General features: G+C 71.6%; 9 protein-coding genes. 7 read left to right on the top strand and 2 right to left on the bottom strand.

Annotated features, from left to right (window positions below):
* The first annotated feature begins 145 nt into the window (after positions 1–145).
* From ureA to cimA, 5 genes are all read left to right on the top strand, one after another.
* Complete coding sequence (ureA, locus tag ACIRQ9_RS20290) at positions 146–844, top strand: urease subunit gamma (RefSeq protein WP_404174879.1); 699 nt, start codon at positions 146–148, stop codon at positions 842–844.
* Positions 841–2,553 (top strand): urease subunit alpha, encoded by a 1,713-nt coding sequence (locus tag ACIRQ9_RS20285; RefSeq protein WP_404174876.1) that lies wholly within the window; start codon positions 841–843, stop codon positions 2,551–2,553. Before ureA ends, ACIRQ9_RS20285 begins: the two co-directional genes overlap by 4 nt.
* A gap of 60 nt (positions 2,554–2,613) precedes the next feature.
* Complete coding sequence (locus ACIRQ9_RS20280; protein ID WP_404174873.1) at positions 2,614–3,651, top strand: agmatine/peptidylarginine deiminase; 1,038 nt, start codon at positions 2,614–2,616, stop codon at positions 3,649–3,651.
* Positions 3,652–3,669: 18 nt separating this feature from the next.
* On the top strand, positions 3,670–4,269 hold the full coding sequence (locus ACIRQ9_RS20275) for a TetR/AcrR family transcriptional regulator (protein WP_404174870.1): 600 nt from the start codon (positions 3,670–3,672) through the stop codon (positions 4,267–4,269).
* Between the two features lie 380 nt (positions 4,270–4,649).
* Positions 4,650–6,260, top strand: coding sequence for a citramalate synthase (gene cimA, locus ACIRQ9_RS20270; RefSeq protein WP_404174867.1), 1,611 nt, complete (start codon positions 4,650–4,652; stop codon positions 6,258–6,260).
* 59 nt (positions 6,261–6,319) lie between these two features.
* Here cimA and ACIRQ9_RS20265 read toward each other — a convergent pair whose 3' ends face one another.
* Positions 6,320–8,185, bottom strand: coding sequence for a ricin-type beta-trefoil lectin domain protein (locus tag ACIRQ9_RS20265; RefSeq protein ID WP_404174864.1), 1,866 nt, complete (start codon positions 8,183–8,185; stop codon positions 6,320–6,322).
* Positions 8,186–8,312: 127 nt separating this feature from the next.
* Between ACIRQ9_RS20265 and ACIRQ9_RS20260 the strand changes: the two genes are divergently transcribed.
* The gene (locus ACIRQ9_RS20260; RefSeq protein ID WP_404174861.1) at positions 8,313–11,324 is read left to right on the top strand and encodes a glycoside hydrolase family 3 protein; all 3,012 of its coding nucleotides are present in this window, start codon (positions 8,313–8,315) and stop codon (positions 11,322–11,324) included.
* Between the two features lie 41 nt (positions 11,325–11,365).
* Positions 11,366–12,721 (top strand): hypothetical protein, encoded by a 1,356-nt coding sequence (locus ACIRQ9_RS20255; protein ID WP_404174858.1) that lies wholly within the window; start codon positions 11,366–11,368, stop codon positions 12,719–12,721.
* 218 nt (positions 12,722–12,939) lie between these two features.
* Here ACIRQ9_RS20255 and ACIRQ9_RS20250 read toward each other — a convergent pair whose 3' ends face one another.
* The gene (locus tag ACIRQ9_RS20250; RefSeq protein WP_404174855.1) at positions 12,940–13,533 is read right to left on the bottom strand and encodes a YceI family protein; all 594 of its coding nucleotides are present in this window, start codon (positions 13,531–13,533) and stop codon (positions 12,940–12,942) included.
* Positions 13,534–13,822: the final 289 nt, after the last annotated feature.

Below are 13,822 nucleotides of genomic sequence, written 5' to 3'. Positions count from 1 at the left end.
CCTTCGACGGCCGCCTGAGAGTTAGAGCGACGTTCAATCTGGGTGACCGGCCGGTCGATGTCAATGGTTCCCTTCTCGTAATACGGCATTTAGAGTGTTGTTCTAAGTCGACCAAGCCAAGAGGAAGCGAAGGAGGTGCCGGGACGTGCGACTGACCCCCACGGAACGTGACCGGCTGCTGCTCTTCGGAGCCGCCGAGCTGGCCCGTGCCCGCCGCGCCCGGGGCCTCAGGCTCAACGTGCCGGAGGCCACCGCGCTGATCGCGGACACCGTCTGCGAGGCCGCCCGGGACGGCAGGCGGCTCGCCGAGGCCATCGAGGCGGCCCGGTCCGTCCTCGGCCCGGCCGACGTGCTGCCCGGCGTCGCCGACGTCGTCACCGAGGTGCACGTCGAGGCCGTCTTCGACGACGGCTCGCGGCTCGCGGTGGTCACCGACCCGATCGGCGGTGGCCTGCTGGGCGAGGACGGGCCCGGCGCGCTGCTCCCGGGACCCGAGCACGCCGACCCGGAGGCGGTCGTCCGGCTGGACGTCACCAACACCGCGACCGTCCCGGTCTCCGTCACCTCCCACTTCCACTTCTTCGAGGCCAACCCGCGCCTCGACTTCGACCGTGCCGCCGCCTACGGCCTGCGGCTCGCCGTGCCCGCCGGGTCCTCCGTCCGGTTCGGGCCGGGGGAGTCGCTGGAGGTCGGCCTGGTGCCGATCGGCGGCGCCCGGGTCGCCATCGGCTTCGCCGGACTGGTCGACGGCCCGCTGGACGCGCCCGGCGCCCGCGAGGAGGCGCTGCGCCGCGCGGCCGCCTGCGGCTACCTGGGCATCCACGACGAGGAGGCAGGACGATGAGCCGTCCCGGAGGACACCCGGCCGAGGCCCGCCGCCTCACCCCGCACGAGTACGCGGCCACCCACGGCCCCCGGGCCGGCGACCGGATCCGCCTCGGGGACTCGGGGCTGGTGATCCGCGTCGAGGACGACTCCCAGCGCTACGGCGACGAGTTCCTGGCCGGCTTCGGCAAGACCGCCCGCGACGGACTGCACCTGAAGGCGGCCGCGGTCCGCGACACCTGCGACGTCGTGATCAGCAACGTCGTCGTCATCGACGCCGTGCAGGGCATCCGGAAGGTGTCCATCGGCATCCGCGAGGGGCGGATCTGCGCGATCGGCCGGGCCGGCAACCCCGACACCCTCGACGGCGTCGACGTCGTGGTCGGCACCGGCACCTCGATCGTCTCCGGCGAGGGACTGATCGCCACCGCCGGGGCCGTCGACACCCACGTCCACCTGTTGTCGCCGCGGATCATGGAGGCCTCGCTGGCCTCCGGCGTGACCACGGTCATCGGGCAGGAGTTCGGCCCGGTGTGGGGCGTCGGCGTCAACTCGCCCTGGGCGCTGCGGCACGCGTTCGGCGCCTTCGACGCCTGGCCGGTCAACATCGGCTTCCTCGGCCGGGGTTCGTCCTCGCACGAGGCCCCGCTGATCGAGGCGCTCGCCGAGGGCGGCGCCTCCGGCTTCAAGGTCCACGAGGACATGGGCGCCCACTCCCGCGCCCTGGACACGGCCCTGCGGGTCGCCGAGGAGCACGACGTCCAGGTCGCCCTGCACAGCGACGGACTGAACGAGTGCCTGTCGGTCGAGGACACCCTCAAGGTCCTCGACGGCCGCACCATCCACGCCTTCCACATCGAGGGCTGCGGCGGCGGACACGTGCCGAACGTCCTGAAGATGGCCGGCGTCCCCCACGTCATCGGCTCCTCCACCAACCCCACCCTGCCCTTCGGCCGGGACGCGGTCGCCGAGCACTACGGGATGATCGTCTCCGTCCACGACCTCAAGACCGACCTGCCCGGCGACGCCGCCATGGCCCGCGACCGCATCCGCGCCGGGACCATGGGCGCCGAGGACGTACTGCACGACCTGGGCGCCATCGGCATCACCTCGTCCGACGCGCAGGGCATGGGCCGGGCCGGGGAGACAGTCCGCCGCACCTTCGCCATGGCCGGCAAGATGAAGGCCGAACTCGGCGCCCCGGACGACGGCCACGACAACGAGCGCGTGCTGCGGTACATGGCCAAGCTCACCATCAACCCGGCGATCGCCCACGGCCTCGCCCACGAGGTCGGCTCCATCGAGGTCGGCAAGCTGGCCGACATCGTGCTGTGGTCACCCGAGTACTTCGGGGCCAAGCCGCAGCTGGTCCTCAAGTCCGGCTTCCCGGCCTACGGCGTGACCGGCGACCCGAACGCGGCCACCGACACCTGCGAACCCCTCGTCCTGGGACCGCAGTTCGGAGCCCACGGGGCGACCCCCGCCGACATCTCGGTGGCCTTCGTGGCGCAGGCCGCCCTGGACCGGGGCAACGACACCATGCCCACCCGGCGCCGCCGGGTCGCGGTCCGCGGCACCCGCGGCATCGGACCGGCCGACCTGCGGCTCAACTCCCGTACCGGATCGGTCGACGTGGACCAGCGCACCGGCCTGGTCACCCTCGACGGCGAGCCGCTGCGCTCGGAGCCCGCCGACTCCGTCGCCCTCAACCGCCTCTACTTCCTCTAGACGTCCAGACGTCTCAGCCGGACGTCACAGCCCGTGAAGGACCCCCGCATGGACCCGCGCATGAGCACGCCCGCCGCCGACGGCTTCCGGATGCCCGCCGAGTGGACCCCGCACGAGCGCACCTGGATGGCGTGGCCCGGCCCCAACCCCACCTTCGAGGACCCGGACGACCTCCGGGCCTCCCGTCAGGCCTGGGCCGCGGTGGCCCGCGCGGTCCTGCGCTTCGAACCGGTGACGGTGGTGTGCGGCCCCGGCCAGTCCGCGGACGCCCGGACGCTGCTCGGGCCGGACGTCGACACCGTCGAGCGCGAGCTGGACGACGCCTGGATGCGGGACATCGGACCCACCTTCCTCAGCAACGGCCGTGAACTGGCCGCCGTGGACTGGACGTTCAACGGCTGGGGCGCCCAGCACTGGGCGCGCTGGGGGCACGACGCGAAGATCGCCGCCTATGTCTCGGACCTCGCGGGCGCGAAGACCTACGCCTCGAAGCTGGTGAACGAGGGCGGCGCCATCCACGTGGACGGCGAGGGCACCGTCCTGCTGACCGAGACCGTGCAGCTCGGCCCCGAACGGAACCCGGACTGGACCCGGGCGGAGGTCGAGGCCGAGGTCCACGCGATGCTCGGCACCCGCAAGGCGATCTGGCTGCCCCGCGGTCTCACCGGCGACTACCCTCCCCACGGCTTCGGCACGCTCGGACACGTCGACATCGTCGCCGCCTTCGCCCGCCCCGGCGTGGTCGTCGCCCATCACCAGCCGGACCCGGCGCACCCCGACCACGAGGTGACCCGCGAGGTGATCGGCCTGCTCAGGTCCCAGACCGACGCGCGCGGCCGGGCGCTGGAGGTCGTCGAGGTCCCGGCGCCGACCGTGCTGGAGGCCGACGGCCACTGGGCCGACTACTCCTACATCAACCACTACCTCTGCAACCGCGGGGTCGTGCTCTGCGGCTTCGACGACCCGCGTGACGAGGTGGCCGCCGGGATCTTCCGCCGTCTCTTCCCCGACCGGACGGTGACCCTGGTGGACGCCCGTACGATCTTCTCCGGCGGTGGCGGCATCCACTGCATCACCCAGCAGCAGCCGACGATCTAGGACGACGAGGAGCAGCACATGGCCGGTGGGCGCAGACAGGCCCCGCCCCGCGAGGACGTGCTCGCCGCCGCCATGGACATGATCGCCGACCGCGGTCTGGAGAAACTCACCATGGCCGCGCTCGGCCACGAGGTCGGCATGAGCAGCGGCCACCTCCTCTACTACTTCCGCTCCAAGGACGAACTGCTGCTGCAGACCCTGGAGTGGAGCGAGGGCCGGCTGGGCGCCGAGCGGGGCCGGCTGCTCACCCGCCGCGGCACCGCCCGCGAGCGCCTGGACGCCTACGTCGACCTGTACGTCCCCACGGGCCACCGCGACCCGCACTGGACGCTCTGGCTGGAGGTCTGGAACCGCTCGCAGAACGCCGACGAGGCGGCCCGCGACCGGCAGGCCGCCATCGAGGGCGCCTGGCACCGCGACCTGGTGGCGCTGCTGGCCGAGGGCATCTCGCGGGGCGAGTTCCGGGCCGTCGACCCCGACCGCTTCGCCGCGCGCCTGCGCTCGCTGCTGGACGGGTTCTCCATCCACGTGGCGATCGGGCTGCGCGGCACGGACCGGGCCCAAGTCCTCGGCCACGTGGCCGAGTTCCTGGCGGCGGATCTCCTCGCGGGCGCCTGAGGCCGTCCGGTGGCGCGGGTCACCCCGCGCGAGCGCGCGGCGGCACGCGGGACGGGCGCGGTCTCATGAGGTGTCCGCCGCGACGACCGCATCCTGAGACGGTCGGTGAGTCCGCGGCGGGTTGTGCCAGACTTCCCCCGTGCTCTCGTTCGCCATGATTATGGGCAGCAGGCGCGCCGGTCCGCAGTGACCACCACGTACGACCAGGTACGGGTGGCCATCGTCGTCCTCGACCCGCGCGCAGACCTCTCGCACCCGCGAGGGGTTTTTTCGTTTTCCGGCCCACCTTCAGCCGGAGAGCGAGCGCGAGGGACCATGGAGGGACGGTGGAGCCGGTCATTCCGGTACGACCGAGATTCGACATCAGGAGCCTAGGGACCATGACCGAGACGGCAACCAACGAGCTGGACGACTCGTTCCACGTCTTCGACACCACGCTGCGCGACGGTGCGCAGCGCGAGGGCATCAACCTCACCGTCGCGGACAAGCTGGCCATCGCACGGCACCTGGACGACTTCGGCGTGGGCTTCATCGAGGGCGGCTGGCCCGGCGCCAACCCCCGGGACACCGAGTTCTTCGCCCGCGCCCGGCAGGAGATCGACTTCAAGCACGCCCAGCTGGTCGCCTTCGGCGCCACCCGCAGGGCCGGCGCGAAGGCGGCCGACGACCCGCAGGTCAGGGCGCTGCTGGAGGCGGGGGCGCCGGTGATCACACTGGTCGCCAAGTCGCACGACCGCCACGTGGAACTGGCGCTGCGCACCACGCTCGACGAGAACCTGGAGATGGTCCGCGACACCGTGTCCTTCCTCAAGGACCAGGGCCGCCGCGTCTTCGTCGACTGCGAGCACTTCTTCGACGGCTACCGCGCCAACCCCGAGTACGCGAAGGCGGTCGTCCGGGCCGCCGCGGAGGCCGGCGCCGACGTCGTCGTCCTCTGCGACACCAACGGCGGCATGCTCCCCGCCCAGGTCAACGCCGTGGTCTCCACCGTCCTGGCCGACACCGGTGCCCGGCTCGGCATCCACGCCCAGGACGACACCGGCTGCGCGGTCGCCAACACCCTGGCCGCCGTCGACGCCGGCGCCACCCACGTGCAGTGCACGGCCAACGGCTACGGCGAGCGCGTCGGCAACGCCAACCTCTTCCCGGTGGTCGCCGCCCTGGAGCTGAAGTACGGCCAGAAGGTCCTCCCGGACGGCCGGCTGCGCGAGACGACCCGCATCTCGCACGCCATCGCCGAGGTCGTCAACCTCACGCCCTCCACCCACCAGCCCTACGTCGGCGTCTCGGCCTTCGCCCACAAGGCCGGCCTGCACGCCTCCGCCATCAAGGTCGACCCGGACCTGTACCAGCACATCGACCCCGAGCTGGTCGGCAACACCATGCGCATGCTGGTCTCCGACATGGCGGGACGCGCCTCCGTCGAGCTCAAGGGCAAGGAACTCGGCATCGACCTCGGCGGCGACCGCGAACTGGTCGGCCGGGTGGTGGAGCGGGTCAAGGAGTACGAACTCAAGGGCTACACCTTCGAGGCCGCCGACGCCTCCTTCGAGCTCCTGCTGCGCGCCGAGGTGGAGGGCAGGCGGCGCAGCTACTTCCGCGTCGAGTCCTGGCGGGCCATCGTCGAGGACCGCCCCGACGGCACCCACGCCAACGAGGCCACCGTCAAGCTCTGGGCCAAGAGCGAGCGGATCGTCGCCACGGCGGAGGGCAACGGGCCGGTCAACGCCCTCGACCGCGCCCTGCGCGTCGCCCTCGAGAAGATCTACCCCCAGCTGGCCAAGCTCGACCTGGTCGACTACAAGGTCCGCATCCTGGAGGGCAAGCACGGCACCCAGTCCACGACCAGGGTCCTGATCTCCACCTCCGACGGCATCGGCGAGTGGTCGACGGTCGGCGTGGCGGAGAACGTCATCGCCGCCTCCTGGCAGGCCCTGGAGGACGCGTACACGTACGGCCTGCTGCGGGCGGGCGTGGAGCCGGCCGAGTAGTGACGGAAAAGCCGGGGGCTGGGCTCACAGCCCCCGGCTCGCTCCGCCGCACCGCCCGGCTACTGCAGGTGCCACTTCTGGTTGGCGGCTCCGGTGCACGTCCAGATCTGGGCGCGCGCCCCGTTCGCCGACGAGTTGTCCGTGACGTCCAGGCACTTGTCCGCCGCCGCGTTCACCACGTCACCCGTCGAGGCGTTGTACGACCACTGCTGGGCGCCGGTCCCGTTGCAGTCGTACAACTGCACCTTCGCCCCGTTCGCCGTCGACGCCGAGGTCACGTCCAGGCACTTGCCGAGGGCGCGGACCGAGCCGTCGGACTGCACGCTCCACTGCTGGGCGGTGGAGCCGTTGCAGTCGTAGAGCTGCACGGCGGTGCCGTTGGCGGCCGAACCGCCCGCCACGTCCAGGCACTTGTTCGCCAGGCCGACGAAGGCGCCGCCCTGGGAGCCGCCGCCCGACTGGGTGCCGGACCAGGTGAAGGTCGCCGAGGTCTTGCCGGGCAGTGAGTAAGTGGCGTGCTGGCCGCCCCAGTTGATGGTGACGGTCTTGGCGGCGGAGGCGTCGTTGTAGGCGATGAGCGCCTTGGAGCCGTCCGGGTTGCGCCAGGCCACGTTCGGCACCGCGGAGGACGCGGTGGAGGCGATCCGCTGCGCGCCGGGCCGGACGAACTTCGTCAGGTGTCCCATCGTGTAGTACTCGATGGTGTAGTCGACGGTCCCGCTCGCGCCGTCGCCGTTGTGCACGGTGATCAGCCCGGTGCAGGTGCCGCAACCGCCGTTGTGCGGGCCCATGTTCTGGTCCACCGCAAGCGACCACTTGGTCACCGACTTCGCCCAGTTGCGGGTGTAGTCGATGATGTTGTTCATGTCCTCGCGCTGCTGGTTGGCGATCCAGGTGCCGCCGGAGTGCTCGGTGCCGAAGGCGTCGAGGTTCGGGTACTGGTTGTGCACGGTGGTCTGCTTGCCGATGTCGCCGCCGTAGCCGTGCCAGGCGATGCCGCCGAAGTTCGGGTGGTTGCGGATCGCCGCGTCGTCGACGCTCGCGGCCGCGTAGGAGTCGTAGACGTCCCAGTTCCAGTCGTGCGCGAGGACCTTGGTGGAGAGCCCGGCGGCCTGGAGCTTCGGCAGCAGTTCGCTCTTGAGGAAGTACTGCAGGCCCGAGGCGTTCCAGCTCATCGAGGGGTAGCCGGAGCAGCAGGTCGGCTCGTTCTGCGGGGTGACGTAGGAGACCTTCACGCCCTGCGCCTGGTAGGCCTGGAGGTACTTCACGAAGTACGAGGCGTAGGCGCCGTAGTCCTCCGACTTGAGCCAGCCGCCGTTGAGGGAGCCGCTGTCCTTCATCCAGGCCGGCGCCGTCCATGGCGAGGCCATGACAGTCGCGGACGGGTTCAGCTGGAGTGCCTGCTTGGTGAGCGGCACGACGTCCGCCAGGTCGTGGGAGATGGAGAAGCTGTTGAGGTTCGGGTCGCTCTGCCCGGCCGGCACGTCGTCGTAGGTGTACCCGTACCGGGCCAGGTCCGAGGCGCCCATCGGATTGCGCAGGAACGACAGCCCGATCCCGTCCGTGGGCGAGAACAGCTTCCTCATCGTGGCGTCCCGGGTGGCCTGGGACAGCGCCCCGCTGCTGTTCATCAGCCAGGCCGCGGTGTCGGTGAAGGAGGCGCCGCCGCCGGTGAAGGTCTGGTAGCGGGTGTTCTCGTCGACGGTGATGTTCTCGCCGCCGCCGCCGCTCCCGGACTGGAAGGCGAACGGCGTCTGTGCCTGCAGGCCGCGTGTGACGTGGCGGCCGCCGGAGTCGTCGGTGGTGGTGAGGTACGCCGTGACCTGCTCACCGGCCGCGTGCGCGGACGGTACGGCCGCGGAGATGCCGGCCACGGTGAGCAGTCCGGCCAGGAGCAGCCGGACCGTGTGGGGGGTGGTTCTCATGGACACATCGCCCTTCCTGACGGGACGTCTTGACGGGGGTGAGAGCCGTTAGTTAACTCACGTCGTGATCTAAGCCATGAGTGAACTGAGAGAGCCCCGAGTGAACCAGAGAGTCGAGGGAAGGTCCATGCCAAGAACCGCCCTGCTCGTGTCCACCGCTCTGCTCGCAGCCCTGATGCCCCTGTCCGCGGCCCGCGCCGCCGGCGATCCCGCACCCACCCCGGTCGACCGCTTCGAGGGCGAGGTCCCCTTCGCCTCCCAGCCCGCCGAGGGCATCTTCACCTGGGGAGGCGACAGCGACGACCCGCCCGCTCTGCAGTTCGCCGACCGGGCGGACGCCCCCGAGGGCGCCAAGGTCCTCGCCGGGACGTACGACATCAGCGGCTACGGCGGCTTCACCCACGACTTCGCCGCCACCGAACCCGCCCACGACTGGTCCGCGCACAAGGGCATCCGCTTCTGGTGGGACGGCCAGGACAACGGCAGGAAGATCGCCTTCGAGATCAAGGACGGCGGCGCCGACGGCGAGGCCTCCGAACTGTGGACGACGTCCTTCACCGACGACTTCACCGGCTGGAAGCAGATCGAGATCCCGTTCACGGACTTCGTGTACCGGACCGACTACCAGCCCGTCGGCGGCATCGACCACGTCCTCGGCCTGGACCGGATGTGGGGCTACGCGCTCACCCTCCCGGTCGGCGTCCAGGGGCACTTCGCCATGGACGACGTGGAGCTGTACGGCAGGGCCGACCAGTCGCTGCGCGCCTCGGTCACCACGGACGCGGCCGTCTACCCGGTACGGGAGGGGCGCACCGCCTCGGTGAAGGTCTCCGTGGCCACCACCGGCTCCGCCCCGCTGGACGAGCCCGTGACGGTCGCCTACGAGACGGCCGGCGGCACCGCCACGTCCGGCAAGGACTACTCCCCGGTCTCCGGCACCCTCACCTTCCCGGCCGGCACGGTCTCCGGCGCCACGCGGACCGTCAAGGTGCGCACGCTGGACGACCGTTCCGCCGAGTCCGCCGAGACCGTCCCGCTCAAGCTCACCGTCACTGGCGCCAAGGCCCCCGCCGAGACCCCGCAGGTCGTCATCGACGCGCACGGACTCCCGTACCTGGACAGCAGACTGCCCGTGAAGAAGCGGGTCGCCGACCTCCTGTCACGGATGTCCCTGGCCGAGAAGGTCGGCCAGATGACCCAGGCCGAGCGCGGAGCCGTCGGCAACGGCGGTGACGTCGCCGCCTACGGCCTCGGCTCGCTGCTCTCCGGCGGCGGCTCCACGCCGACGCCCAACACCCCGGCCGCCTGGGCGAAGATGATCGACGGCTTCCAGCTCCGGGCGCAGGCGACCAGGTTCCAGATCCCGCTGATCTACGGCGTCGACGCGGTGCACGGCCACAACAACCTGGCCGGCGCCACGATCATGCCGCACAACATCGGCATCGGCGCGACCCGCGACCCCGCCCTCGCCGAGGACACCGGCGCGGTGACGGCGGCCGAGGTCCGCGCCACCGGCGTCCCCTGGGACTTCGCGCCCTGCCTCTGCGTCACCCGCGACGAACGCTGGGGCCGCTCCTACGAGTCCTTCGGCGAGGACCCGGCGCTGGTGAAGTCCATGGAGACCATGATCCAGGGACTCCAGGGCCGCGCCGACGGACGCGACCTCAAGGACGACGACAAGGTCCTGGCCACCGCCAAGCACTTCGTCGGCGACGGCGGCACCGCGTACGGCTCCTCGACCACCGGGTCGTACACGATCGACCAGGGTGTCACCAAGGTGACCCGGCAGCAGCTGGAGGACATCCACCTGGCGCCCTACCAGAGCGCGGTCGACCGGGGCATCGGCACGGTCATGCCGTCGTACTCCTCGCTCGACATCGCGGGCGACGGTCTGGGCCCGGTGAAGATGCACGCCCGCGGCGACATGATCAACGGGGTGCTCAAGGGCCGGATGGGCTTCGACGGCTTCGTGATCAGCGACTGGAACGCCATCGACCAGCTGCCCGGCGACTACGCCGCGCACGTCAGCACCGCGGTGAACGCGGGCGTCGACATGATGATGGTCCCCTACAGCTACCAGGACTTCACCAAGACCCTCACCGACCAGGTGAACGCGGGCCGGGTCACGGTGCGGCGGATCGACGACGCGGTCTCCCGCGTCCTCGCCCAGAAATTCCGGCTGGGCCTGTTCGAGCACCCGTACGCCGACACCAGCGGCGCTGCGAAGATCGGCTCCGCCAAGCACCGCGCGGTGGCCCGCCGGGCGGCCGCCGAGTCCCAGGTGCTGCTGAAGAACGACGGCGCGATCCTGCCGCTGAAGAAGTCGCAGAAGGTGTACGTCGCCGGCTCCAACGCCGACGACCTGGGCAACCAGACGGGCGGCTGGACCATCACCTGGCAGGGCCAGTCCGGTACCCACACCACGGGCACCACCATCCTCCAGGGCATGAGGAACGCCGGCGGGAACGTCACGTACTCCAAGGACGCCTCGGCGCCCACCGGCGGCTACGACGTGGGCGTGGTCGTCGTCGGCGAGACCCCGTACGCCGAGGGCGTCGGAGACGTCGGCAACGGCAACGACCTGGCGCTGACCCCGGCCGACCAGGCCGCCGTGGACAGGGTCTGCGCGGCCATGAAGTGCGCGGTGCTGATCGTCTCCGGGCGGCCGCAGCTCATCGGCGACCGGCTCGGCGGGATCGACGCCCTGGTGGCGTCCTGGCTGCCGGGCACCGAGGGCGACGGCGTGGCCGACGTGCTCTACGGCAAGCAGGCCTTCACCGGTCAGCTGCCGGTCACCTGGCCGAAGTCCGAGGCCCAGCTGCCGATCAACGTCGGCGACGCGGCCTACGACCCGCAGTACCCGTACGGCTGGGGCCTGACGACCCTGAGCAAGGCACCCAAGGGCGGCGACGCCACCCTGCGGGCGCTCGGCGTCGCGGCGAAGGCCGCGGAGCGGAAGGGCTCCGCCGCGGCAGGCCGGAAGCTGGTCGGCAAGGCGCGGCTGCTGGTGCAGGACCGGATCGGGCAGTCGGTCACCGAGGCCGTCTCCAAGCCCTTCGCCGACGCCGACCACCTGCTGCTGGCCGGCAGGTACGCGGCGGCCGTCGAGAAGCTGCGGGAGGCCTGGGCGGCAGCATAAGAAATGACTGGTGAGAGGAGGCTTCGGGTAGATTGCGACACATGAAGGCCGTGCTGCGGATCCGGACCCGAAGCCTCCCAGGCCTGCTGCTGGCCCTGCTGGTGATCGCCCTCACGGCGTTCGCACCGCGGGCCACGGCGGCCACCGGCGTCTCGACGATCGCCGCCGCCCTCCGCAAGAGCCCGGTGTACGTCGACCCGGCGGCCGCCGCGCAGCTCTCCGCGGCCGAGGCCGACACCCTGGCCCGGCAGATCAAGGACGCGGACAAACCCCTGTTCATCGCGGTCCTGCCGGCCGGCTACCCGACCAAGAACCTGTTCACCGACCTGAGAACCGCCACCGGCGTCACCGGCCTGTACGCGGTCCGGCTCGGCGACCGCTTCGACGCCCGCGCCGACTCCTCGGTGCTGTCCCGGACGGGCGTGCGGAACCTGGTCACCAGCGTCCAGGGCGAGCCCGCGGCCGCCCAGCTCACCGACTTCACCGGCCGCGCCCTGACCAACCTCGGCGGCAGGGCGCCCTCGTCCTGGGGCGGCGGCACCTCCGGCTCCGGCGTCTCCGGCACCGCGCTGATCGCCGTCGGCGCGGTGGTGGTGGCCGGCGGCGCCGGCGCCTACGCCCTGGTCCGCCGCGGCCGCAGGCGCCACGCGGAGGAACGGCGGGCCGCCCTGGACCGGCTGCGGGTGGTCGTGGACGAGGACATCACCGCCTTCGGCGAGGAGCTGGACCGGCTCGACTTCCATCCGTCCGAGCCGGGCGCCGACGACGCCATGCGCGGCGACTACGAGCGCGCGCTGAACGCCTACGACCAGGCGAAGCAGTACATGAGCGACGCCCGCGGGCCCGAGGACGTCCGGGCCGTCACCCAGGCCCTGGAGGACGGCCGTTTCTCGCTGGCCCGGCTCGCCGCCCGCCGCGAGGGCAGGCCGCTGCCCGAACGCCGGCCGCCGTGCTTCTTCGACCCCCGGCACGGCCCCTCGGTCACCGACGCCACCTGGACCCCGGCCGGCGGCTCGCCCCGCGAGGTCCCGGTCTGCGCGGCCGACGCCGCCCGACTGGCGGACGGCCGCGACCCGGCGGTCCGCGAGGTCGACACCGAGCAGGGCCGGCGCCCCTACTGGGAGGCGGGTCCGGCCTACGGCCCCTGGGCGGGCGGCTACTTCGGCGGCGGCCTGCTGCCCGGCCTCCTCGTCGGCACGGCCCTCGGCGGCTGGATGTCCGCTCCCGCCTACGGCGCGGACTACGGCACCGGCTACGGCGACTTCCACTCCGGCGGCTACCAGGGCGGCGACCTGTCGGGCGCGGACTTCGACCCCGGCGACTTCGGCGACTTCGGCGGCGGCGGGGACTTCGGCGGCGGAGGCGGCGACAGCGGCGACTTCGGCGGCGGATTCTGAGCGGGCTTCCGAGGAGGCCCCACGGGGGCTCCGGCTTACTCCAGGAGGACGCGATGGCGCGGCGGACCGGGCCGGCGGCGGCCCTGGACCGGCTCGCCGCCAGGCCCCGGACATGACCGGGCGCCCGGCCTCCGTGCGGTCACGGGGAGGGCGGGCGCCGCGGACGGTCGGGAGAGGGGCCGGGACCCGTGGGGCCGCGGCGGTTCCGCGCCGACGGCTCAGGCGTTCTTGATCGCCGAGATGTCGAAGTTCAGCTTGATCTTGTCGGAGACCAGGACGCCGCCCGTCTCCAGCGCCGCGTTCCAGGTCACGCCCCAGTCGGAGCGCTTGATCTCGGCCTTGCCTTCGAAGCCGACGCGCTCGTTGCCGAACGGGTCCTTGGCCGCGCCGTTGAACTCCAGGTCGATGGTGACGGGCCTGGTGACACCGAGGATCGTCAGGTCGCCGGTGATGCGGTAGTCGTCCCCGCCCAGGGCCTCGGCCTTGGTGGAGCGGAAGGTCATCGTCGGGAACTCGTCCGTCTTGAAGAAGTCCGCCGACTTCAGGTGACCGTCACGGTCCGGGCTGCCGGTGGTGATGCTGTCCATGACGATGTCGAGGGAGGCGGTGGACTTCGACGGGTCCGAGCCGTCCAGGTGCAGGGTGCCCTCGAACTGCTCGAAGCTGCCCTTGACGTTGGTGACCATCGCGTGGCGCGCCACGAAGCCGAGCGTGGTGTGCGCCGGGTCGAGCGTGTACTCGCCGGTCAGCGTGGCGGTGTCGGCACCGGCGGCGGTCGCGGTGTCGTCGTTCTTGCGGCCGAAGATACCCATGACGTGCTCCTTGAGGGGGACGGGTCGTTGATGTTTAAAGTTCAACGAACTCAACGACGCCCACCGTAGACCTATTCCGTACAACGTTCAACATCATTGGATCGCGTGTCGCGTCCCTCACGGACCGTAGCCGCAAGCGGGGTCGGCCGCCACGCGGCGTGACGGTATCGCGTGAGTGCCGCTAGGCTCGGAGGGGAGCCGTCCCGGGACGCGGGGCCCGCCGTTCGAGGGGCCCTTCACTCCGGGGGTGGTACGCGTCGGCCATGAATGTGAGGCGCGTCTCAGGCTT

The organism is Streptomyces sp. NPDC101237 (assembly GCF_044767465.1).
Lineage (GTDB): Bacteria > Actinomycetota > Actinomycetes > Streptomycetales > Streptomycetaceae > Streptomyces > Streptomyces gramineus.
Note: the sequence above shows the minus strand (reverse complement) of the source record. Positions and strands in the feature narration are given on the sequence as shown.

Bases quoted from the DNA above. Each gene is read 5' to 3' on its own strand.
- ACIRQ9_RS20285 (WP_404174876.1), top strand. From the start codon at position 841: ATGAGCCGTCCCGGAGGACACCCGGCCGAGGCCCGCCGCCTCACCCCG.
- ACIRQ9_RS20280 (WP_404174873.1), top strand. From the start codon at position 2,614: ATGAGCACGCCCGCCGCCGACGGCTTCCGGATGCCCGCCGAGTGGACC.
- ACIRQ9_RS20275 (WP_404174870.1), top strand. From the start codon at position 3,670: ATGGCCGGTGGGCGCAGACAGGCCCCGCCCCGCGAGGACGTGCTCGCC.
- cimA (WP_404174867.1), top strand. From the start codon at position 4,650: ATGACCGAGACGGCAACCAACGAGCTGGACGACTCGTTCCACGTCTTC.
- ACIRQ9_RS20265 (WP_404174864.1), bottom strand. From the start codon at position 8,185: ATGAGAACCACCCCCCACACGGTCCGGCTGCTCCTGGCCGGACTGCTC.
- ACIRQ9_RS20260 (WP_404174861.1), top strand. From the start codon at position 8,313: ATGCCAAGAACCGCCCTGCTCGTGTCCACCGCTCTGCTCGCAGCCCTG.
- ACIRQ9_RS20255 (WP_404174858.1), top strand. From the start codon at position 11,366: ATGAAGGCCGTGCTGCGGATCCGGACCCGAAGCCTCCCAGGCCTGCTG.
- ACIRQ9_RS20250 (WP_404174855.1), bottom strand. From the start codon at position 13,533: ATGGGTATCTTCGGCCGCAAGAACGACGACACCGCGACCGCCGCCGGT.